This is a genomic window from Kitasatospora sp. NPDC087314 (assembly GCF_044744365.1).
Lineage (GTDB): Bacteria > Actinomycetota > Actinomycetes > Streptomycetales > Streptomycetaceae > Kitasatospora.
Genome location: NZ_JBIUYE010000015.1, coordinates 1 through 20,780 on the forward strand (window position 1 = coordinate 1; position 20,780 = coordinate 20,780).

Here is a 20,780-nt window from a genome sequence, read left to right on the forward strand (position 1 = left end):
CCGCCGGCCCCCCCCCCCCGCCCGCCCCCCCGCCCCCCCCCCCCCGCCCCCCCCCCCCCCCCCCCCCCCGCCCCCCCCCCGCCCCCCGGGGGCGCCCCCCCCCCCCCCCCCCCCCCCCCCCCCCCCGCCGTGGGGCTTCGTCAGTGCACGCCCTCGAAGAGGCTCGTGACCGAACCCTCCTCGAACACCTCGCGGATCGCGGCCGCGATCGAGGGGGCGATGGACAGCGTGGTGATCTTGTCCAGCTGGAGCTGCGCCGGGGTCGGCAGCGTGTTGGTGAACACGAACTCGCTCACCCGCGAGTTCTTCAGCCGGTCCGCGGCCGGGCCGGAGAGCACGCCGTGGGTGGCCGCCACCAGGACGTCCGCCGCACCGTTGTCGAACAGCGCGTCGGCCGCGGCGCAGATCGTGCCGGCGGTGTCGATCATGTCGTCGACCAGGACGCAGACCCGGTCCTTGACGTCACCGACGACCTCGGCCGACAGGATGGTGTTGGCCTGGGTCATGTCGCGGCGCTTGTGGATGATCGCCAGCGGCGCGTCCAGCCGGTCGCACCACTGGTCGGCCACCTTCACCCGGCCCGCGTCCGGGGACACGATGGTCAGCTTGGAGCGGTCCACCTTCTCGCCCACGTAGTCCGCCAGCATCGGCAGCGCGAACAGGTGGTCCACCGGGCCGTCGAAGAAGCCCTGGATCTGCGCGGTGTGCAGGTCCACGGCCATCAGCCGGTCGGCACCCGCCTGGCGCAGCAGGTCGGCGACCAGACGCGCCGAGATCGGCTCGCGGCCGAGGTGCTTCTTGTCCTGTCGGGCGTACCCGTAGAACGGCAGGATCGCGGTGATGCTCTTGGCGGAGGCCCGCTTCAGCGCATCGATCATGATCAGCTGTTCCATGATCCACTGGTTGATGGGAGCCGTGTGGCTCTGCATCACGAAGCAGTCCGCACCGCGGGCCGAGTCCAGGAAGCGGACGTAGATCTCACCGTTGGCGAAGTCCAGGGCCTTGGTCGGGACCAGCTCGGTCCCGAGGGCCTCGGCCACCTCCCTCGCCAGTTCCGGGTGGGCACGGCCGGAGAAGAGCTTGAGTTTCTTCTCACCCGACGTCGTGATCCCGCTCACTGCACCGTCTCCTCGCGTTGCTGACGCTGAACCCCGTCACCCCGCGCAGGCAGGCGCAGCCGGCTCGCACGGGGGGTCGGGGGAATTGTCGGTACGCCTGGACACGGGCCGTAAGCCCAGTGGCGCACGTATGTCCCCAAGGTTACGCGCCCACGCGGAAACCGTCCGCCCCGGGACCGTCCCTCGGACGCCGGCCCGCCCCGTCAGGCGTCCGCGGCCCCGTCCGTCGCGGCCTGCGCCGAGGTGGTCCCCGGGCGCTTGCGCTGCACCCAGCCGTCGATGTTGCGCTGGTGCGCCCGGCTCACCCCGAGCGCGCCCGCCGGGACGTCGCTGGTGATCACCGAACCGGCCGCGGTGTAGGCGCCGTCGCCGATCGTCACCGGGGCGATGAACATGTTGTCGGAGCCGGTGCGGCAGTGCGCACCGATCACCGTGCGGTGCTTGTTGACGCCGTCGTAGTTCACGGTGACCGAGGCCGCGCCGACGTTGGTGCCCTCGCCGATCGTGGCGTCCCCGATGTAGGAGAGGTGCGGCACCTTGGCGCCCTCGCCCAGCTCGGAGTTCTTCACCTCGACGTAGGTGCCGACCTTCGCCTTGCGGGCCAGCTTCGCCCCCGGCCGCAGGTAGGCGTACGGGCCGGCGGTGGCCAGCTCGCCCACCTCGGCCCGGTCCGCCGTGGTGTTGCTCACACGGGCGCCGGCGCCGATCAGGGTGTCGGTGAGGGTCGAGTTCGGGCCGACCTCGCAGCCCTCGCCCAGGTGGGTGGCGCCCTGCAGCTGGGTGTTCGGCAGCACGACGGCGTCCGGCTCGTACGTCACCTGCACGTCGATCCAGGTGGTCCCCGGGTCCACCACGGTGACGCCGGCCCGCATCGCCCGCTCCAGCAGGCGGTCGTTCAGCAGCCGGCGGGCCTGCGCCAGCTGCACCCGGTCGTTGATGCCGAGGATGTCCCGGTGGTCCTCCGCGACCACGGCGCCGACCCGGTGCCCGGCCGTGCGCAGGATCTCCAGGGTGTCGGTCAGGTACTCCTCGCCCTGCGAGTTGTCCGTGGTGAGCTCGGCCAGCGCCTCGGCCAGCAGCTTGGCGTCGAAGGCGAAGACGCCCGAGTTGATCTCGGCGATCGAGCGCTGGACGGCGGTGGCGTCCCGCTCCTCGACGATCGCGGCGACCGTACCGTCCTCGTCCCGCAGGATCCGGCCGTAGCCGAAGGGCTCGGGGACGACGGCGGTCAGCACGGTGACCCCGTTGTCCTGGTCGGCGTGCGCCTTCGCCAGGCGGCGCAGCGTGTCCCCGGTCAGCAGCGGGGAGTCCCCGGCGGTGACGATCACCGTGCCGTCCAGCACCACGCCGTCCGCGGCCAGCGCCTCCAGCGCGGTGCGCACCGCGTGTCCGGTGCCCTTCTGCTCCTCCTGCACCACCGGGCGGGCCGCCGGGTAGTGCGCCGCCAGGTGCTCCTGGACCTGCTCGCGCTGGTGGCCGACCACCACGACGAGCTGCTCCGGCGTCAGTTCCCCCGCCGCCGACACCGAATGACCCACCAGCGACCGGCCGCACACCTCGTGCAGCACCTTGGGCAGCTTGTTCGACTTCATCCGGGTCCCGCCACCGGCGGCGAGCACGACAACGGCGGCAAGCGAATTGGCACCCATGCGGGGAGGCTCCTCGGTCGGTTCAGAGGGGGCGGAACGGGCCCGGACCGGACCGAGGCCGGTCGCCATTCGCACAGTCCGCCGAGCAGCACCGACAATACCGGCGGATCGGTGGTACGCCCGAACCAGAGGCGTGCAGAGGCTCCGCCGCTAGGATTCGAACCCAGACAAAGGCCTCCAAAGGGCCCTGTGCTGCCATTACACCACGGCGGATAGTTGCTCAGACCCTACCCGAGTCGACGCTGCCGTGGGTATCAACTGCCCCGATCCGCAGGCCCCGATCCGCCGGAGATTCTCGAACGGACCGGGCCCGGGGTTCATCCATCCAGTCGGGTGAATTCACTCAAGCGCCGCGCGGCAGTGTGTTCCCTTCGCCACGGAGCGCAACCTACGATGCCGTAGGTTACGCCAACGTAGCCTCCGCTCCTCTCCCGCACAGGGACGCCGCAAAGGGACGCCCATGACCATCCAGGACGGCGAGCCGAGCGCGGGGACCGCCGCGCTTCCCACCGATTCCCCCGACTCCGCCACCCAGCTGTCCGCCACCTGCGGCGGGGAGCGGCAGGGCGTCGCCGAGCGGCTCGCGCTCGGGCTGTTCATCGTCCTGCCGTTCGCCGCATTGCTGGCCGCCGTGCCGGTGGCCTGGGGGTGGGGGCTGGGGTGGACGGACGCGGCGATCACCGCCGCGATGTACTTCCTCACCTGCCACGGCATCACCGTCGGTTACCACCGCTACTTCACCCACGGCGCCTTCAAGGCCAACCGCCCGATGCGGCTCGCCCTCGCGGTCGCCGGCAGCCTGGCGGTCGAGGGCCCGCTGGTGCGCTGGGTGGCCGACCACCGCAAGCACCACCGGTTCAGCGACAAGGACGGCGACCCGCACTCGCCGTGGCGCTACGGGGAGAGCCTCCCGGCGCTGCTCAAGGGCCTGTGGTGGGCGCACATGGGCTGGATGTTCGACGAGGAGCAGACCCCGCAGCTCGCGTACGCGCCGGACCTCGTCCGCGACCCGGCCATAAGGCGGATCTCCCGGCTGTTCTGGCTCTGGACCATGATCTCGCTGCTGCTGCCCCCACTGGTCGGCGGACTGGTCACGCTGTCCTGGTCGGGTGCGCTGTCCGCCTTCTTCTGGGGATCGCTGGTCCGGGTGGCGCTGCTGCACCACGTCACCTGGTCGATCAACTCGATCTGCCACGCCGTCGGCCGGCGCCCGTTCCGCTCCCGGGACCGCTCGGGCAACGTCTGGTGGCTGGCGGTGCTCTCCTGCGGCGAGTCCTGGCACAACCTGCACCACGCGGACCCGACCTCGGCCCGACACGGGGTGCTGCGCGGACAGATCGACTCCTCGGCCCGGCTGATCCGCTGGTTCGAGCTGGCCGGCTGGGTCCGGGACGTCCGGTGGCCGGACGCACAACGGATCGCCGCCCGCCGCGCCGCATGAGGCGTCGCTTCCAGCATGATGTAGGGGTGAACGGGAGCAGCGCAGACAGCACAGGCGGCCACCAGAGCACGCGGACGGACGCGGCACCCGACGCGGCGCCGGCCCGTCCGCGAACCGCTGCACCGGCGGGCGGGGGCGCCTCGGGGGGTGCGACTGCTCCGGCGACGCGCCGCCGGGGCGGCCGGGTCCGGATGACCGGCAAGCAGCGGCGGGAACAGCTGCTGGAGATCGGCCGGACGGTGTTCGCGGAGCGCGGCTACGACGGCACCTCGGTCGAGGAGATCGCCGAACGGGCCGGGGTCTCGAAGCCGGTGGTGTACGAGCACTTCGGCGGCAAGGAGGGGCTGTACGCGGTGGTGGTGGACCGCGAGATGCAGCTGCTGCTGGACATGGTGACGGGGGCGCTGACCGGCGGGCACTCGCGGGAACTGCTGGAGCAGGCCGCGTTCGCGCTGATGGACTACATCGACACTTCGACGGACGGCTTCCGGATCCTGGTCCGGGACTCCCCGGTGGCCCAGTCGACCGGCACCTTCGCCTCGCTGATCAGCGACATCGCGACGCAGGTGGAGGACATCCTCGGCCTGGAGTTCAAGTCCCGGGGCTTCGACGCCCGGCTGGCCCCGATGTACTCGCAGATGCTGGTCGGCATGGTGGCGCTGACCGGGCAGTGGTGGCTGGAGGTCCGCAAGCCGGACAAGGCGCAGGTCGCGGCGCACCTGGTGAACCTGGCCTGGCACGGGCTGGAGGGACTGGAGCGGCACCCGAAGCTGGTCGGCGACCGGAAGGGCTGACCGGCTTTCGGGTCCCGACCGCCCACCATGTGCCGGTCGGTCTGAGACCGACCGGCACATGGTGGGCGGTCTTACTCCCTGGTCCCGACGGCGAAGATCCGCCGGAACGGGAACACGGTGCCGTGCGGTCCGGCCGGGTAGGCCTCGCGCAGGAGCGCTCCGTACTCGGCGAGGAAGGCGGCCCGGCGGTCGGGGTCGGTGAGCCGGGTGAGGACGGGGCGCAGCGCGGTGCCCTTGACCCAGTCGAGGACCGGGTCCGGGCCGGGGAGCAGGGTGCGGTAGGTGGTCTCCCAGACGTCGGGGGTGCAACCGGCGGCGACGAGGGCGTCGAGGTAGCGCTCGGGCGGGTGGACTCCGGCCCGGACGGCGTCGTCGCCGAGGAGGTCGCGCCAGCGGGGGCTGCGGCGCAGTTCCGCGAGCAGGGTGTGGCTGGGGGCGTCGAAGTTGCCGGGGACCTGGAAGGCGACGGTTCCCCCGGGCCGAAGGGCGGCGGCCCAGCGCGGGACGAGGTCGAGATGGCCGCCGATCCACTGCAGGGTGGCGTTGGAGACGATCAGGTCGGGTTCGGCCGGGGCCGGGTCGTAGTCGCGGGCGTCGGCGAGCAGGTAGTCGGCGGTGGGCTCGCCCTCGGTGCGGGCGGTGGCCAGCATCGGGGCGGAGTTGTCGACGCCGGTGAGGCGGGCGTGCGGCCAGCGTTCGCGCAGCACGGCGGTGGAGTTGCCGGGGCCGCAGCCGATGTCGAGGATCACGGGATCGCTCGGGTGCGGAAGGGCGGGGACGCGGGCGAGCAGGTCGCGCAGCGGGCGGGTGCGTTCGTCGGCGAAGCGCAGGTACTGCGCCGGGTCCCAGACGGGGGTGGGCATGGTTCACCTCACAGGTATCTCGACATCAAGATATCTCGATGTAGCCTTGCTGGCACATTTCTCGACGTCAAGAGACTTCACATCGACACATCCACCGATACACTGATCGTCATGGAGGACGAGGTCGACAGGCTGGTCGCAGCGTGGCGCCGGGAGCGCCCCGACCTCGACGTGGGGCCGCTGGAGGTCCTCAGCCGGGTCAGCCGGCTCGCCCGGCACCTCGACCGCGCCCGCCGCACCGCCTTCGCCGAGCACGGGCTGGAGCCCTGGGAGTTCGACGTCCTGACCGCCCTGCGACGGGCCGGCTCCCCGTACCAACTCTCCCCCGGCCAGCTGCTCACCCAGACCCTGGTCACCTCCGGCACCATGACCAACCGCATCGACCGCCTCACCGGCAAGGGCCTGGTCAAGCGTCTGCCCGACCCGGACGACCGGCGCGGCGTGCTCGTCCGGCTCACCGACGACGGCCGCGACCGCGCCGACCAGGCGCTCGCCGGACTGCTCGCGCACGAGCGCGAACTGCTCGCCCAGCTCACCGCCGGTCAGCAGGGTGAACTCGCCGCGCTGCTGCGGCAGCTGGTCGCCCCGTTCGACAACATCCCGGGCTGAACGGGCGGCTTGAACGGCCGGGCTGAACGGCCGGGTTGAACGACGGGCCCGAACAACCGGGTTGAACGTCCCGGCCGAACCGGCCCCTACGGCCGGTCCACCGAGGTCGCGATGGACGGCGGCGCGGGCACGACCGACTCGGCGGGGCCGACCCCGGCCCGGCGGGCCACCGCGACGGCCGCCAGCGTGGAGTGCACCCCGAGCTTGCCGAGCACGTTCTGCATGTGCGTCCGGACGGTGTGCGGCGACAGGTAGAGCCGCTCCGCGACGGCCTGCCGGCCCAGGCCCGCGACCATGCAGCGCAGGATCTGCTTTTCCCGCGGGGTGAGGGTGTCGACCAGCCGCTCGCTCTCGGTGCGGTCCCGGCGGGCGGTGGTCAGCTCGCGGATGACGCCGGTCAGCAGCGCGGGCGGCAGGTGCGTCTCGTCCCGCAGCACGCCCCGGACCACGGCGAGCAGCCGGGCCAGCGAACTCTCCTTGGCCACCCAGCCGGTGGCGCCCGCGTGCAGGGCCCGGGCCGCGCGGTGCGGGTCGTCGACGGCGGCCAGTACGACGGCCCGCAGCCCCGGGTGGGCGCGGCGGAGCCGGGCGAGCAGGGTGATGCCGTCGGACGTCGGGGGCGCGGCTCTGAGCGGGTCGGCCCGGTACGGGTCCGGGCGGAGCAGGTCCACCGGGCGGCCGCCGGACGGCGCCACCGGCGGGGTGGCCGGGTGGCGGGGTGGCGGCACGGGCGGGGCCAGGCGCCGCCGGGCCGCGTCGGCCGGGTCCTGGCCCGGCCGGGTACGGGCGCCGGTCGCCCCCGCTCCCTCGGCGCCGAGATCGGCGTCGATCAGGACCACGTCGAAGGCCCGTCCCTCGACGGCGGCGCGCTCCAGCGCCCGCTCGGCGGCGGCCGCGCTGCCGGCCGCGCCCACCTCCACGTCGGGCTCGGCGGCGAGTGCCGCGGCCAGTGCCTCGGCGAAGATCCGGTGGTCGTCGACCACCAGGACGCGGATCCGCCCCATCGTCACTACCCCCCTGCTCAGAGCGGCCCGAGCCCGGGGTCGGGGACCGGCCCCGGCACCCGCGCTCCTGGCCCGCCGCTCCGCCCGCCCACCGGTGGCCGGTGCGGCCGAAGAAGAGCGCCGACCCCCACCGGTACCGCACTCAGCGTACGGGCCGGAAAACCCTCTCGTGGCGGTTTGGTGAAGTTTCGTCAGGAGGTGCGTGAGTGGCGGGATGTGCGTCGCCGGCCGGCGCCCCGGACAACGCCGACGGCCCGGACAACGCCGCAGGCGCCGCCCCCGAACCGTCCGGGAGCGGCGCCTGCGGCGGTCCTGCGGCCTACTGGGCGTTCTTCTCCAGGGTGAACTTCCAGGCGTCGGCGACGATGTCGTCCAGGTTCGGGCGGCGCGGCGTCCAGCCCAGCGCCTCGTGGGCGCGGGCGGCCGAGGCCACCAGCACGGCCGGGTCGCCGGCCCGGCGGCCGGCCACCTGCACCGGGATCTCCCGGCCGGTGACGCGCCGGACCGACTCGATCACCTCGCGCACCGAGAAGCCGCTGCCGTTGCCCAGGTTGCAGATCAGGTGCTCGCCCGGCTTGGCCGCGTCCAACGCCAGCAGGTGGGCGTCGGCCAGGTCCGCGACGTGGATGTAGTCGCGGATGCAGGTGCCGTCCGGGGTCGGGTAGTCCTCGCCGTACACCGCGATGTGCGGACGCTGGCCCAGCGCGGCCTGGAAGACCAGCGGGATCAGGTGCGACTCGGGGTCGTGGCGCTCCCCGTAGGCGCCGTACGCGCCGGCCACGTTGAAGTAGCGCAGCGAGACGGCGGCCAGGCCGTGTGCGACGGCCTCGCTGGTGATCAGGTGGTCCACGGCGAGCTTGGTGGCACCGTAGGTGTTGGTCGGCGAGGTGCGGGCGGTCTCGGCGATCGGCACGACCTCCGGCTCGCCGTAGACGGCGGCGGTGGAGGAGAACACCAGCTTGCGCACGCCCGCCGCGCGCATCGCGGAGACCAGCTCCAGCGAACCGGCCACGTTGTTGCGCCAGTACTTCTCCGGGTCCACGACCGACTCGCCGACCTGCGAGGAGGCCGCGAAGTGCAGCACCCCGTCGAAGGAGGCGTCCAGCACCCGGCCGGCCTCCTGGATCCGGCCCTCGACGAACTCGGCACCGGCCGGGACACCCGCACGGAAACCGGTGGAGAGATCGTCCAGGACGGTCACCTGGTGCCCCGCCTCCAGCAGGTGGGCGGCCACCACGCTGCCGACGTAGCCGGCGCCACCCGTGACCAGGTACTTACTCATGATGAGACCTCCAGCGGGCGATGGTCCGCCGGATCAGCGGCGGCCATCGACGACGTGCGTACGACTGGGGATATTCTCCCTGCCCGCCGGGGGTGCTCAGGACCACCCGAACGGACCGTGCGGCCACCCGTCGACGACCCGTGCGGCCACCGCTGTCGCCCCGTGCGGCCGCCCCGGCTCAGCCGCCGGCCATCCGCTCCAGCAGCCCGGTCCGGGCGGCCACCGCGGCGGCCTCCAGCCGGGTCCGCGCGCCGAGCTTCATCAGCACTCGCTGGACGTGCGTCCGGGCGGTGCTCGCGGCGATCCGCATCCCGGCGGCGATCGCCGCGGTGTCCTCGCCGTCCGCGATCCGGGCCAGCACCTGCACCTCACGGCGGGTCAGCAGCCGCAGCAGCCGCACCGCTTCGTCGTCCGGCTCGGCGACCGGCCGCAGCAGCTGGTCGAAGGCCCCGCGCAACACGTCCACGGCCACCGCCGCCTCGCCCGCCCGAGCCCGCCCGATCGCCCGCTCGACCACCCCGATCCGCTCGTCACTGGGCACGTACCCGGCCGCCCCGGCCGCGAACGCGCCTGCCACGCCGCGCAGTTCACCCACCGGGCCGAGCACGATCACGGCCACCTCGGGGCGCTCCCGGCGAATCCGGCGCAGCCCGTCGAAGGCCCCCGGCTCGCTCGGCGCGGCCACCCCCAGCAGGCACACCTCCGGCCGCCGTCCGACCACCAGATCGGCCGCGACCCCGGCCGGGCAGCCGACCGCGAGCACCCGGTGGCCGCGCAGCTGAAGCGCCGTGGCCAGCGCCTCGGCCAGCAGCCGGTGGTCGTCGACCACCACGAGTCGAACGCCCATGACGCCCTCCCGGTCGAGGTCCGGCTCGCGCCCGCACCCCATGGGCGGGCGGCCGATGACGCACCATCACAGCGCATTCCGCACCCGACCCGCTAGGCCACCGCGCACTGTCGGGCGGCGAGCTGATCGGGGAACAGCAAAAGGCCCTCGCCGTGAAGCGAGGGCCTTCCGTATGGAGCCCCCATGCGGAATCGAACCGCAGACCTTCTCCTTACCATGGAGACGCTCTACCGACTGAGCTATAGGGGCTAGCCGGGCTTTCACCGGGCCGGTCGAACAAGGAAGACATTACACGGCTCGCGGCCCGGAAGGGAAATCGGATCCACGGTCTCGGCGCATGCCGGAGCGCACCGGGCCGGTCGCCGGCGCGCGGCGGGCCAGCCCTCGGTGTACTGCGGCTCAACCCTCGGCGTGCGCCTGGTCGAACTCCTCGCGGGCGGCCAGCATCTGCCCGGTGCGCTGCTCCGTCCACCGGCCGAGCGGCGCCAGCAGCACGGCCAGCTCCCGGCCGAGCGGCAGCAGGTCGTAGACCACGCGCGGCGGCGTCTCCGGGAACACCGTGCGACGCACCAGACCGCTGCGCTCCAGGGTCCGCAGCGACTGGGTGAGCATCTTGCGGCTGACCCCGCCGATCCCACGCTGCAGCTCGGAGAACCGCTGCGGCCCGCACGCGGCGAGGCTCATCAGGATCAGCATCGACCACTTGTCGGCCAGCTCGGCGAACATCGCGCGGCTGGGACAGAGCTGGGCGAAGACGTCTAGCTCCTGCTCCTCGCCCTCCCCCTGCCCACTCCCCCACTCCTGCCCGTGCCACCCGGCGCAGACCTGCACCTGGGCCACTTCCTCCGTCGTCATGCCGTCCAGGGTAGCCCCGCGGTCTCCAATCCACTCCTGGTAACCAATGGAGACCTGGTCTATATTGGAGACCGATCGGCCGACGGGTCCGGCACGGTGCCTCTGCCCCTGCCCTCACCCGTTCCCGTTCCCGCCCCTCCCCCGTCCCCGTACAGGAGTGCCCCGCATGACCGCCATCCGCCCGACCGTCGCCCTCGCCTACCACTCCGGCTACGGCCACACCGCCGTCATAGCCGAAGCCGTCGCCCGCGGCGCGGCCGCCGCCGGCGCCGAGGTCGTCTCGATCGCCGTCGACACCATCACCGACGAGCAGTGGGCCCAGCTCGACGCCGCGGACGCGATCGTCTTCGGCTCCCCCACCTACATGGGCACCGCCTCCGGCGCCTTCCACGTCTTCGCGGAGGCCACCAGCAAGCGCTGGTTCTCGGACGCCTGGCAGGACAAGGTCGCCGCCGGTTTCACCAACTCCGCCTCCAAGAGCGGTGACAAGGCCGGCACCCTCGCCTTCTTCCAGACCCTCGCCGCCCAGCACGCCATGAGCTGGGTCAACCTCGGCCTCAAGCCCGGCTGGAACTCCACCACCGCCACCGAGAACGACCTCAACCGCCTCGGCTTCTTCAACGGCGCCGCCGCCTCCAGCCCGTCCGACGCCGGCCCCGAGGCCGTGCACAAGGCCGACATCGCGACCGCCGAGCACCTCGGCGAGCGGGTCGCCAAGCACACCGCCGTCGTGCTGGCCGGCCGCGCCGCCCTCGCCGGCTGACCACCCCGCACGGTCGGCACCTACGCCGCCGGGTCCGTCCCCAGGAGGGGCACCCGGCGGCGTCCGCCGTCCACCGCCCCCAGCTCCGCGCCACCGGTCTCCGGCAGCAGCCACAGACACCCCAGCGCCACCGCGCCCAACCCCGCCAGGTACCAGCCGACCGGCTGCGCCGTCCCGTACGCCGCGGTCAGCCTCGTCGCCGCCAGCGGCGTCGTCGCACCGCCCACCACGCCGCCCAGGTTGTACGTCAGCGCGGCGCCCGTGTACCGCACCCGGGTCGGGAACAGCTCCGGCAGGAACGCCGCCACCGGCCCCATCAGGCACCCGAGCACCACCAGCGCACCCGCCAGCGCCAGGAACATCAACGGCCGGCGCACCGTCTCCAGCAGCGGGAACAGCACCAGCGACCACCCCGCCGCCAGACCCGTCGCCCAGCACAGCGTCCGCCGCCGCCCCCACCCGTCACTGCGCGACGCGCTCATCCACACCGTCGCGGCCATGCCCGCCGCGCCCACCAGCAGCATCGACAGCACCAGCGAACTCGCCACCCCCAGCCCGGACGTGGCATACGCCAACGCATAGGTCGTGGTCAGGTAGAACAGCGCGTACCCCACGGTGATCGCCCCGCAGCCCAACAGCACCGTGCGCCAATGCCCGCGCAGCACCTCCACCACCGGCGCCCGGTCCCTCGGCTCGTCCGGCCGGAACAGCGGCGTCTCCTCCAACCGCAGCCGTACGAACAACCCCACCGCCACCAGCCCCAGCGACACCAGGAACGGCACCCGCCAGCCCCACTCCCGGAACGCCCGTCCGTCCAGCCCGAGTTGGAGCGACAGGAACACCCCGTTCGCCAACACGAACCCGATCGTCGGCCCCAGCTGAAGGAACGCCCCGTACCGCCCCCGCCGCCCGGCCGGCGCGTTCTCCGCGATCAGCAGCGCCGCCCCACCCCACTCCCCGCCCAACCCCACGCCCTGGCACACCCGCAGCGCCACCAACGCCACCGGCGCCCACCACCCCCACGAGCCGAACCCCGGCAACACCCCCACCGCCGCCGTCGACAAGCCCATCAACAACAGCGACACCACCAGCGTCGCCTTCCGCCCCACCCGATCCCCGAAGTGCCCGAACACCACCGCCCCCAGCGGCCGGGCCAGAAACGCCACCGCGTACACCGAGAACGCCGCCAACAGCGCCCCCATCGTGCCCAGTTCAGGAAAGAACACCGACCCGAACACCAAGGCCGCAGCCGTTCCGTACAAAAAGAAGTCGTAGAACTCGATCGCCGTACCGATCAGCGCCGCAGCCGCCGCACGCCGCAACTGCCCCACCCGCCGGGCTTCCTCCGCATCCATACCACCACCCTGGCCACCCACCCACCCCTCCCACCAGCCCCCACCCGAGTGACCCTGGCGCACACCCCCACCCCACGCGCCGCCCCACTGCGCCTCCCCCACGCCCCGCGCGACAATCGGGCACGCCCACCCCAACCCGACTACCTCGCGTACGGGTTGTCCCCCGGCGGCACCGGTGGCTCATACGACGGCGGAGGCGGCGGAGTTCCCGCCCCCACCTGCGGCACATGCGCCTCAGTCTGCCCGCCCACCTTCCGCCGCCTCAGCACCACGAACACCACACCGGCCACCAACGCCAGCCCGACCACCACGCCGACCACAATCGGCAGCGCACTACCGGAACCGGACGACTTGTCGGCTTTCGGCTCCACCGGCGGTGCGCCCACCGCCACCTCGCTCGGACTAGGAGCCGCCGAGCCCGGCGCCGGCGACGCAGCGGCCGACGGGCTCCCCGACGCGGAGGGGCTGGCCGAAGGCGCAGCCTCAGCCACCGGCACCGGAGACACATCTGCGGGCCCAGGATCGCCCGGATCCGTCAACGCGATCCGCGGCCGCACGACGCCATAACCGACATCGTTGTTGCGGGCGGATCCGTCAGTCGGCTTACTAGCCGTATTGATCAACACCCGTAGAATCTGATTAGCGGTCCAGTCCTTGTGAACGGACCAGATCAGCGCCGCCGAGGCGGAGACCAGCGCAGATGAATCCGAAGTGCCGTGGCTCTTGCAATAACCCGTAGGACCCGTACAGGCCTCAATCATATCCATACCAGGAGCGGCAAGGATTACCTGCGGCCCCTGCTGGGACTCTGCCGTCGCAATCACGTCGCGACCGACCGCCCCCACTCCAACAACATTGGGCAGAGCGCCCGGATACTCAACGAGGTTTCCCGACTGGGCAGAGTTCCCGACGCTGGATACCACCAGCGATCCCTTCGCTCGCGCCCAAGCCAAGATCGTGTTCAGCTTTGAGACGTCTTCAGGGTAGGTCGTAACAGCAGAAGTTCCCTGAGAGATGTTGATGACCTTGGCACCTTGCTCAACCGCGTAGGTAACGGCCTGCCCGATCTGTCCAAGAAAGTCGGCTGAAATCACCGCCCCTTCGGAGCCGTTGGCAATTTTCAACGGAAGGATCTTCGCGCCAGGGGCAAGGCCATAAGCACCCTTTCCACCATCAGACTTTCCAGAACCTGCAATGAGGCTAGCCATCTGCGTGCCATGCCCCTCCTTGTAGGATCCGACGCCACCCGGGCTTCCACTGAAGTCCCTGCCTGGAAGAAACTGCCCAGTCAAATCCGGGTGATCCAACTTGAACCCGCCGTCGATCACCGCAACTGTGACGTTCTCACCCTTTGAAATCTTCCACATCTCCGGCGCGTGCATGACGTCCAGATGCCATTGATCCGCACGGACCGAATCGCCTGCAACCGCCAGTGGTGCCACCGGACCGACTACGACTCCCGCCGCCAGAAGCGCCGCAGCGAACACCCGCCAACGCACTCGCGCGCTAGTCCGCCCCATCACAACTCCTCGTCAATCTTTCCGTCGACCGGGAAGTGTGCCCCGAACAGATCTGCCCGGCCACCGGGGGAGCCCAGTGACCGGGCAGTCGGTGCCGTCCTACTCAATCACGTCGGGGTTGCTGTGCGGCGTACCGCTGGTCCAGGTCTCCTCGTCCTCATGGAGGTAGTCGGCCCGCTTGCGGCGATCGCGCTCGTTCCGCCCAGAGTGACCCGCCGTTCCAGGGGTCATCATGCTGTTCTGCCCGGAGCGGGCTTCGCCTTCGGCAGCTCCCGCAGCAGCCGCCCGATTGCGAAGGCCCGTCCCGCCCGGCGTGAACTCCCCGCCGGTGGCTGGCCCCTTGCGGCCGCCTACCGTTCCCCCGCCGGTCGAGGTCAGACCCCGACCGCGCGAGCTGCCACCCGAACCGCCGGCTCCGTGACCGCCCATGCCCGGGTGCATCCCATTCATCCCACCCGTGCCGCCGGCCGTTCCGGCCCGGCCTGCCTGGGCCTCGCGGGCGCCGAAGACCGTCCCGCTGGGCAGACCCGGGGTACCGCCGGACTTCCCCGCCACCGGGCCACCACCGAACGGAACCGTGCGAGCGGGAATCGATCCGCCGCCCTTACCAGGGATAGACCCGCCACCACTCTTGGCCGGAATCGAACCACTGCCTCCGGCCGGGAAGCCGGTCACCCGGCCACCGCCCGGGAAGCCCGAGCTACCGGGGGTGCCAGCAGGTCCGCCAGGCCCGCCCGGGTATCCGGGAGTGCCGCCGGGACTTTCGGTCGGAAAGCTTCCACCGCCACTGGGCCCGAACGGGCCGGTCTGACTCGGCAGCGTCGGCACGGTCGGCAGGCTGTCAAGGCCGGTACCGGGACGATTGATGGGGTCGGATGGAACAGACGATGGCGTCGACGAACCCGGGTCCACCGGCGTAGGCAGCACCTGGCCTCCGCTTCGCGGAGGAATCGGGTCGGTGTGACCCGGTCCGATCGGGCCTTGCGGACCCGACCCCGGATTGCGGGGCGAGACCGAGCCACCACCGTAGTTTCCGCCTGACGGGCTGTAGCTCCCACTGGTGCTGCCTCCGCCTGTACGAGGGCTGCGGGGGGAACCGCCGTAACCGCCCCCTGACGCACCCGGGGAGTAGTCCGACACATCGTCCCGGCTCTTGACGGCATCCGGCGTACCCGGCAGCATCACGTCCCCGAGCCCGGCCAGCTTCGTCGTCGCCGCCTCGTACGCCTGCCCCAGCTTCTCCATCTGGTGGATGGCTTCCTGGTGCGCCGTGTAGATCCGCAGGGCGGCGGCTTGCGCGTCCGCCTCGGAGACCCAGTTGGAGTTGTACTGCTTCTTCATGATCGAGTCGATGTTGGCGGTGCTCCCGCCCTCGATCGAGAAGTTGTTCGCCTTCGTGACGGCAGCAGGGTTGGGCGGCCCCTGGAACTGGCGCGCGTTGACCGTCGCGATGTCCGTGTGGGGAGGTTCGGGCACGGCGGCCTTGGCCGTGCTGAGCGCCTCGCCGGCCTGGTGCATCGCGTCGCCGGCGGCCGCCGAGTAGTCGCCCAGCAAGGCGGCCGACTGCTGCAGGTTTCCCGCCCAGGTCTTGAAGCTCTCGGCGGCCGGACCTTCCCAGGTGACGTTGCCGATGTGCGACTTGAGTGCCGCGCCCAGTTCCTTCAGAACGCGGCCGGCCGACTGCAGCTGGGTGCCACGGCTCAGCACCTTCGCGGGGTCGGTGCTCTGGACCATCTTCTTGAGTTCGGGGTGTTCGATACCCTCGAAGTTCGTTCCGCCTGCCACTACTTACTCCCCGTTTCCCCGTGAACGTCTCCGCCGACCGCCATCAGAAGCCCTGGCCGCCGGCTCGCTCCGACCCCGCCGTCGGCGTGGTGCCGCCCGCGTTCTTCGCGACGGCGTTCTGGGCGGCCGTCGTGTCGTCCTCGTTGGTCGAGTAGTTGCCCGCCGTCTGCGCGACCGCGTTCTTCATCGCCTCGATCTGCGACACGAAGTCCTTGTGCAGCTTGACGAGCTGGGTGTGCACCTTGCCGTAGGCCGCCGTCAGGGCCGTCGCCTCGGCGAACTCCGCGCTGGCGAAGCTCCCGCCGGTCAGCTTCTGCTCCTGGAGCTTGTACGGTGCCGCCGGGGAGCCCTCCATGGCCTGGAGCAGGGCCTCGATCTTCTTCGCGAACGAGGTGAGCGTGTCGAGTTCGACCTTGACGTCCTGCTTGCCGAAGGCGGACACCAGGTCGCCGGCGCTGACGTACGTCTGCACGGTGCTGATCACGGGGCCGATCCCCATGTAATGGCTGAGCGTAAAAGGCGTGACGTCACCGGACGGGTCCGGATTGGTCCCCGTGTTCGGTGGAGCCTCTCCTGCCACAGCAGTTCACCTCTTCCCCCGTACGGGCGGCGGTTCGGGGTAACCCCGGGGCCGCCGCTCCGCAACATACCGTCAACTTCTCGGTCGTACAGTCCTGGTCGGTGCACCGCCCGCCCTGGGGGCGGTTTCAACCTCCACAATCGTAGCCACCACCTCTGTCGGACCGGCAGGGCCCTTGGCCCGCCTGTACGCGATCGGTACGAACTTGACACGTGCAACCCGCCGGGGCCCCTGGTCAGGCCCCCGCTAGACTGGCCTCGCCCGGTTGGACCGGGTACGCCCCCATCTGCCGCGCAATGTCGCACAGCAGCGACCCTCGGCCGCAGAACGGACGTGATCGCATGCCTTCGGACGAGCCCGCCCCCTCCTGGTGGGCGCGCGCCGCGCGCCCCTCCCGGCCTGCGCTGCCGGTCGCGTTGATGGTTCGCGCCGCCGTGGGCATGGCGGTGCCGCTGACCGTCGGCCTGCTGGCGCACCGGCTGGATCTGGGGGTGTTCGCCGGCCTGGGTGCGATGCACGCGACGATGAACGACCGGGCCGAGCCGGCGGGGCTGCGGGCCTCCCGGATGGCGTCGGCGGTGCTGGCCTCGGCGCTCGGCATGCTGATCGGTACCGCCCTTCAGCACGCGGACGTCTCGGCGGCCGTGCTCGGCACGGCGCTCACGCTCACCGCCTTCGCGTCCGGCGCGCTGAGTGCGACGGGCCCGCGCGGTTCGGCGGCCGGGATGCTGCTGCTGGTGTCGGCCGCGCTGGGCAGCGGGATGCCGTTGCCGGATCCGTGGTGGGCGGCGGCGCCGATGATGCCGGCGGGCGCCGCGTTCGTCGTACTGCTGGGTCTGCCCGGGAGCGCGCACCTCCGGCCCGCCTCCGATCCGCGCAACCGCGCGTTGGCGGCCGCCTACGAGGCGTTCGGCCGTACGCTCGCCGACCTGGGCACGCCGCAGGGCGCGGCCTCGCGCCAGGTGTTGACGGCCCGGTTGAACCAGCTCCAGGACCTCCTCCCGAGGCCGCGCCGCCCGGGGGCGGAGTCCGCCCGCACGGCCCGGCTGCGCCGGATGTACGAGGCGGCGCTGGCCGCCACCGAGGCGGCGACCGGCCTGCTGTGGGCCTGGCGGCCCGTGCCGCCGGAGGTCGCGGAGGTGCCGGGCCGGCTGGCGGCCGCCGTCCGGCAGGGCGGCGGCGACGTCGTCGTCCCGGACTGGCGGCCGGACACCCCGTCCCGGCAGGCCCTGGACGTGGCGCTGCGGGCCGCCGCCGACACCGTGGCCGGCCGGGACGCGGAGATCGCCACCGCCCCGGCACCCCCGCCCGATCCGTGGCGGCTCCGGGTGAAGCTGCTGTCGCGCGGTTCGGTCCGGTACGGGCTGCGGGTGGCGCTGTGCATCGCGGTGGGTTCGGCGGTGACCGCCAACTACCCGCTCAGCAAGAGCTACTGGGTGCCGATGACGATCGCCTTCGTGCTGAAGCCGGATCTCGGTTCGGTGTTCCTGCGTGCGGTGAGCCGTTCGATCGGCACGGTGCTCGGGGTGGCGGTCACCGCGGCCGTGGTCTCCCTCACGACCGACGAGTGGGTGCTGACGGCGATCGCCGCGTTCTGCGTGGCCCTGCTGCCGTACGCGACGGCGGCGCACTACGGGCTGAACACGGTGGCGATGACGCCGATGGCACTGATCCTGCTCCAGTTGGGCGGGCAGAGCAGCGCAGCCGAGTTCTGGCCGAGGGTGCTGGACACGGTGCTCGCCAGCGCGATCGTGCTGCTCTTCGGCTACCTGCTGTGGCCGGAGCGTCCGCGCCACCGGATCGAGCCGCGGCTGGTGGACGCGGCCACCGCGCTGCGGGCCTACCTGGACGCGGTCTCCGGGGACGCCGGCCGGGCCGAGGTGTGGCTGCGCCGTACGGCCTACCGGGCGCTGGCGGACGCCCGCCAGGAGGTGCGGCAGGGGCTGTCCGAGCCGCCGCCGACCGGTCGGCTGGCGGAGCAGTGGCTGCCGGCGACGGCGGCCTTGGAGCGGCTGGGCGGCGCGGTGGCGGCGTTCGCGGCGCAGCTCCGGTACGGCGGCCGGGTGCCGGACCCGGCGGAGGTCGGACGGGTGTTCCGGGCGCTGGACGAGCTGACCGCCGCAGCCCGCGAGCACCGCCCGCCGACCGGGGCGGCGGCCCGCCCGACGGCGCCGCACGACCCGACGCGCAGTGCGCTGGGCCGTGCGGCGGACGAGCTGGAGGCCCTGCTCGCCCGGTAGCCACCCCGGGAGGAATCCTCCGGAGACGACCCCGACGGAGGCCCCTTCGGCGAGCTCAGACCTGCTCGGCCAGCTCCAGCCAGCTCATCTCCAGCTCCTCCTTCTCCTCCCGGACGCCGCGCAGCTGCGCGTCCAGCTCCGCGACCTTGGAGAAGTCTGCGGCGTGCTCGGCGAGTTGGGCGTGCAGCTTGGACTCCTTCTCGTCCAACTTGGCGATCTGCCGCTCCAGCTTCTGCATCTCCTTCTTCGCCGCCCGCAGGTCGCCGCCCGACAGCGCCGATGTAGCGGCCTCGGCACCCGAGGCACCCGAGGCACCCGAGGTGCCCGCCGCGCCCGAGGCCCCCGACGTGGCGGCGGAGGCGGCCGAAGCGGCGGCGGCGATCGAGGCGGCCATCCGCGCCCGCCGCTCCAGGTACTCGTCGACGCCGCCGGGCAGCATCCGCATCTTCTTGTCGCCCAGCAGCGCGTGGACGACGTCGGTGGTGCGCTCGATGAAGAAGCGGTCGTGGCTGATGACGATCATCGAGCCGGGCCAGCCGTCGAGCAGGTCCTCCAGCTGGTTGAGGGTCTCGATGTCGAGGTCGTTGGTGGGCTCGTCGAGGAACAGCACGTTCGGCTCGTCCATGAGCAGGCGCAGCAGCTGGAGCCGCCGCCGCTCGCCGCCGGACAGGTCGCCGACCGGCGTCCACTGCTTGTCCTTGCCGAAGCCGAACTGCTCGCACAGCTGGCCGGCGCTCATCTCCCGGCCCTTGCCGAGGTCGACGCGCGAGCGGATCTGCTCGACGGCCTGGAGCACCCGGGTGGCCGGGTCCAGCTCGGCGACCTCCTGCGACAGGTAGGCGAGCCGCACCGTCTTGCCGACCTTGATCAGGCCCGACGCGGGCTGCACGTCGCCTTCGGAGGCGTACGCGTCGCGCAGGGCGCGCAGCAGCGAGGTCTTGCCGGCGCCGTTGACGCCGAGCAGGCCGATCCGGTCGCCGGGGCCGAGCTGCCAGGTGAGGTTCTCCAGCAGCAGCTTGGGGCCGGCCTTGACGGTGACGCCCTCCAGGTCGAAGACGGTCTTGCCCAGGCGCGCGTTGGCGAAGTTCATCAGCTCGGAGCTGTCCCGCGGCTCCGGCACGTCGGCGATCAGGGCGTTGGCGGCCTCGATCCGGTAGCGCGGCTTGGAGGTGCGGGCGGGGGCGCCGCGGCGCAGCCAGGCGAGTTCCTTGCGGGCGAGGTTCTGGCGCTTCTGCTCCTCGACGGCCTCGATCCGGGAGCGCTCGGCGCGGGCGAAGACGTAGTCGGAGTAGCCGCCCTCGTACTCGTGGACGGCGCCGCCCTGGACGTCCCACATCCGGGTGCAGACCTGGTCGAGGAACCAGCGGTCGTGGGTGACGCAGACCAGCGCGGAGCGGCGCTTCTGCAGGTGCTGGGCGAGCCAGTTGATGCCCTCGACGTCGAGGTGGTTGGTGGGCTCGTCGAGGACGATCAGGTCGGGCGAGCCGAGGAGCAGCTTGGCGAGGGCGATCCGGCGGCGCTCGCCACCGGAGAGCGGGCCGATGACGGTGTCGAGGCCGTCGGCGAAGCCGGGCAGGTCGAGGCCGCCGAAGAGGCCTTCGATGATGTCGCGGATGCGGGCGTCGCCGAGCCACTCGTGGTCGGCCCGGTCGGCGATCACCTCGTGCCGGATGGTGGCCTTGGGGTCGAGCGAGTCGTGCTGGGTGAGGACGGCCATCTCCACCCCGCCGGCGTGGGTGATCCGCCCGCCGTCCGGCTCCTCCAGCTTGGCGAGCATCCGGATCAGGGTGGTCTTGCCGTCGCCGTTGCGTCCGACGACACCGATCCGGTCGCCCTCGCTGACACCGAGGCTGACCCCGTCCAGGAGGGCGCGGGTGCCGTAGACCTTCGTGACGGACTCGATGGTGGCGAGGTTGACGGCCACGTGTGCTGCGCTCCTGGGTTGGCGGTCTCGGGGCGGCCCGCCGCTCGCGGCCGGGCGCCCCTGTCGGGGACACCCCGATCTCCCCAGCCTAATGGGCCCGCCGAAGCGCCCTCGCCGCCTGCACCGACGGGGCCCCGGGAGCCCCCCGCCT

General features: G+C 72.2%; 17 protein-coding genes and 2 tRNA genes. 5 read left to right on the top strand and 14 right to left on the bottom strand.

Annotated features, from left to right (window positions below; all coding sequences use genetic code 11):
- Nucleotides 1-140: 140 nt before the first annotated feature.
- The 3 genes from ACIO5E_RS29500 to ACIO5E_RS29510 form a co-directional block, all read right to left on the bottom strand.
- Nucleotides 141-1,118 (bottom strand): ribose-phosphate diphosphokinase, encoded by a 978-nt coding sequence (locus ACIO5E_RS29500; protein ID WP_400673583.1) that lies wholly within the window; start codon nt 1,116-1,118, stop codon nt 141-143.
- A 203-nt stretch (nt 1,119-1,321) separates the two neighbouring features.
- Nucleotides 1,322-2,767, bottom strand: coding sequence for a bifunctional UDP-N-acetylglucosamine diphosphorylase/glucosamine-1-phosphate N-acetyltransferase GlmU (gene glmU, locus ACIO5E_RS29505; protein ID WP_400673586.1), 1,446 nt, complete (start codon nt 2,765-2,767; stop codon nt 1,322-1,324).
- A gap of 142 nt (nt 2,768-2,909) precedes the next feature.
- Nucleotides 2,910-2,980, bottom strand: a tRNA-Gln gene (locus ACIO5E_RS29510).
- 247 nt (nt 2,981-3,227) lie between these two features.
- Between ACIO5E_RS29510 and ACIO5E_RS29515 the strand changes: the two genes are divergently transcribed.
- The gene (locus ACIO5E_RS29515; protein WP_400673588.1) at nt 3,228-4,208 is read left to right on the top strand and encodes an acyl-CoA desaturase; all 981 of its coding nucleotides are present in this window, start codon (nt 3,228-3,230) and stop codon (nt 4,206-4,208) included.
- 191 nt (nt 4,209-4,399) lie between these two features.
- Entirely contained in the window at nt 4,400-5,002 is a 603-nt protein-coding gene (locus ACIO5E_RS29520; RefSeq protein WP_280678407.1) for a TetR/AcrR family transcriptional regulator, read from the top strand.
- Nucleotides 5,003-5,073: 71 nt separating this feature from the next.
- On the opposite strand, the gene ACIO5E_RS29525 is transcribed toward ACIO5E_RS29520, so the two are convergent.
- A complete protein-coding gene (locus tag ACIO5E_RS29525) occupies nt 5,074-5,865 on the bottom strand; it encodes a methyltransferase domain-containing protein (protein WP_400673592.1) in 792 nt (263 codons plus the stop codon).
- Nucleotides 5,866-5,976: 111 nt separating this feature from the next.
- Between ACIO5E_RS29525 and ACIO5E_RS29530 the strand changes: the two genes are divergently transcribed.
- Nucleotides 5,977-6,474 (top strand): MarR family winged helix-turn-helix transcriptional regulator, encoded by a 498-nt coding sequence (locus ACIO5E_RS29530; RefSeq protein WP_400673594.1) that lies wholly within the window; start codon nt 5,977-5,979, stop codon nt 6,472-6,474.
- Between the two features lie 86 nt (nt 6,475-6,560).
- Here the strand turns inward: ACIO5E_RS29530 and ACIO5E_RS29535 are convergent, their stop codons facing one another.
- The 5 genes from ACIO5E_RS29535 to ACIO5E_RS29555 form a co-directional block, all read right to left on the bottom strand.
- Nucleotides 6,561-7,478: a LuxR C-terminal-related transcriptional regulator gene (locus tag ACIO5E_RS29535; RefSeq protein ID WP_400673596.1), complete on the bottom strand. Its 918-nt coding sequence runs from the start codon at nt 7,476-7,478 to the stop codon at nt 6,561-6,563.
- Between the two features lie 319 nt (nt 7,479-7,797).
- On the bottom strand, nt 7,798-8,760 hold the full coding sequence (galE, locus tag ACIO5E_RS29540; protein WP_400673598.1) for a UDP-glucose 4-epimerase GalE: 963 nt from the start codon (nt 8,758-8,760) through the stop codon (nt 7,798-7,800).
- Nucleotides 8,761-8,938: 178 nt separating this feature from the next.
- Entirely contained in the window at nt 8,939-9,607 is a 669-nt protein-coding gene (locus ACIO5E_RS29545) for a LuxR C-terminal-related transcriptional regulator (RefSeq protein ID WP_280678417.1), read from the bottom strand.
- A 173-nt stretch (nt 9,608-9,780) separates the two neighbouring features.
- Nucleotides 9,781-9,856 (bottom strand) — tRNA-Thr (locus ACIO5E_RS29550).
- 150 nt (nt 9,857-10,006) lie between these two features.
- Nucleotides 10,007-10,462 (bottom strand): winged helix-turn-helix transcriptional regulator, encoded by a 456-nt coding sequence (locus ACIO5E_RS29555; protein WP_400673600.1) that lies wholly within the window; start codon nt 10,460-10,462, stop codon nt 10,007-10,009.
- 166 nt (nt 10,463-10,628) lie between these two features.
- Between ACIO5E_RS29555 and ACIO5E_RS29560 the strand changes: the two genes are divergently transcribed.
- Complete coding sequence (locus ACIO5E_RS29560; protein ID WP_400673602.1) at nt 10,629-11,225, top strand: flavodoxin family protein; 597 nt, start codon at nt 10,629-10,631, stop codon at nt 11,223-11,225.
- Between the two features lie 20 nt (nt 11,226-11,245).
- On the opposite strand, the gene ACIO5E_RS29565 is transcribed toward ACIO5E_RS29560, so the two are convergent.
- From ACIO5E_RS29565 to ACIO5E_RS29580, 4 genes are all read right to left on the bottom strand, one after another.
- Nucleotides 11,246-12,601 (bottom strand): MFS transporter, encoded by a 1,356-nt coding sequence (locus tag ACIO5E_RS29565; protein ID WP_400673604.1) that lies wholly within the window; start codon nt 12,599-12,601, stop codon nt 11,246-11,248.
- 119 nt (nt 12,602-12,720) lie between these two features.
- Complete coding sequence (locus ACIO5E_RS29570; RefSeq protein ID WP_400673605.1) at nt 12,721-14,022, bottom strand: S8 family serine peptidase; 1,302 nt, start codon at nt 14,020-14,022, stop codon at nt 12,721-12,723.
- A 177-nt stretch (nt 14,023-14,199) separates the two neighbouring features.
- Nucleotides 14,200-15,885, bottom strand: coding sequence for a WXG100 family type VII secretion target (locus ACIO5E_RS29575; protein ID WP_400673607.1), 1,686 nt, complete (start codon nt 15,883-15,885; stop codon nt 14,200-14,202).
- Nucleotides 15,886-15,928: 43 nt separating this feature from the next.
- The gene (locus ACIO5E_RS29580) at nt 15,929-16,384 is read right to left on the bottom strand and encodes a hypothetical protein (protein WP_400673608.1); all 456 of its coding nucleotides are present in this window, start codon (nt 16,382-16,384) and stop codon (nt 15,929-15,931) included.
- A gap of 422 nt (nt 16,385-16,806) precedes the next feature.
- Between ACIO5E_RS29580 and ACIO5E_RS29585 the strand changes: the two genes are divergently transcribed.
- Nucleotides 16,807-18,705: an FUSC family protein gene (locus tag ACIO5E_RS29585; RefSeq protein WP_400673610.1), complete on the top strand. Its 1,899-nt coding sequence runs from the start codon at nt 16,807-16,809 to the stop codon at nt 18,703-18,705.
- Nucleotides 18,706-18,760: 55 nt separating this feature from the next.
- On the opposite strand, the gene ACIO5E_RS29590 is transcribed toward ACIO5E_RS29585, so the two are convergent.
- Complete coding sequence (locus ACIO5E_RS29590; protein ID WP_400673612.1) at nt 18,761-20,629, bottom strand: ABC-F family ATP-binding cassette domain-containing protein; 1,869 nt, start codon at nt 20,627-20,629, stop codon at nt 18,761-18,763.
- Between the last annotated feature and the right edge of the window lie 151 nt (nt 20,630-20,780).

Excerpts from the sequence above, each read along its gene's own strand:
- glmU (WP_400673586.1), bottom strand. The coding sequence starts at position 2,767 with ATGGGTGCCAATTCGCTTGCCGCCGTTGTCGTGCTCGCCGCCGGTGGC.
- ACIO5E_RS29515 (WP_400673588.1), top strand. The coding sequence starts at position 3,228 with ATGACCATCCAGGACGGCGAGCCGAGCGCGGGGACCGCCGCGCTTCCC.
- ACIO5E_RS29520 (WP_280678407.1), top strand. The coding sequence starts at position 4,400 with ATGACCGGCAAGCAGCGGCGGGAACAGCTGCTGGAGATCGGCCGGACG.
- ACIO5E_RS29525 (WP_400673592.1), bottom strand. The coding sequence starts at position 5,865 with ATGCCCACCCCCGTCTGGGACCCGGCGCAGTACCTGCGCTTCGCCGAC.
- ACIO5E_RS29530 (WP_400673594.1), top strand. The coding sequence starts at position 5,977 with ATGGAGGACGAGGTCGACAGGCTGGTCGCAGCGTGGCGCCGGGAGCGC.
- ACIO5E_RS29535 (WP_400673596.1), bottom strand. The coding sequence starts at position 7,478 with ATGGGGCGGATCCGCGTCCTGGTGGTCGACGACCACCGGATCTTCGCC.
- galE (WP_400673598.1), bottom strand. The coding sequence starts at position 8,760 with ATGAGTAAGTACCTGGTCACGGGTGGCGCCGGCTACGTCGGCAGCGTG.
- ACIO5E_RS29545 (WP_280678417.1), bottom strand. The coding sequence starts at position 9,607 with ATGGGCGTTCGACTCGTGGTGGTCGACGACCACCGGCTGCTGGCCGAG.
- ACIO5E_RS29555 (WP_400673600.1), bottom strand. The coding sequence starts at position 10,462 with ATGACGACGGAGGAAGTGGCCCAGGTGCAGGTCTGCGCCGGGTGGCAC.
- ACIO5E_RS29560 (WP_400673602.1), top strand. The coding sequence starts at position 10,629 with ATGACCGCCATCCGCCCGACCGTCGCCCTCGCCTACCACTCCGGCTAC.
- ACIO5E_RS29580 (WP_400673608.1), bottom strand. The coding sequence starts at position 16,384 with ATGGGGATCGGCCCCGTGATCAGCACCGTGCAGACGTACGTCAGCGCC.
- ACIO5E_RS29585 (WP_400673610.1), top strand. The coding sequence starts at position 16,807 with ATGCCTTCGGACGAGCCCGCCCCCTCCTGGTGGGCGCGCGCCGCGCGC.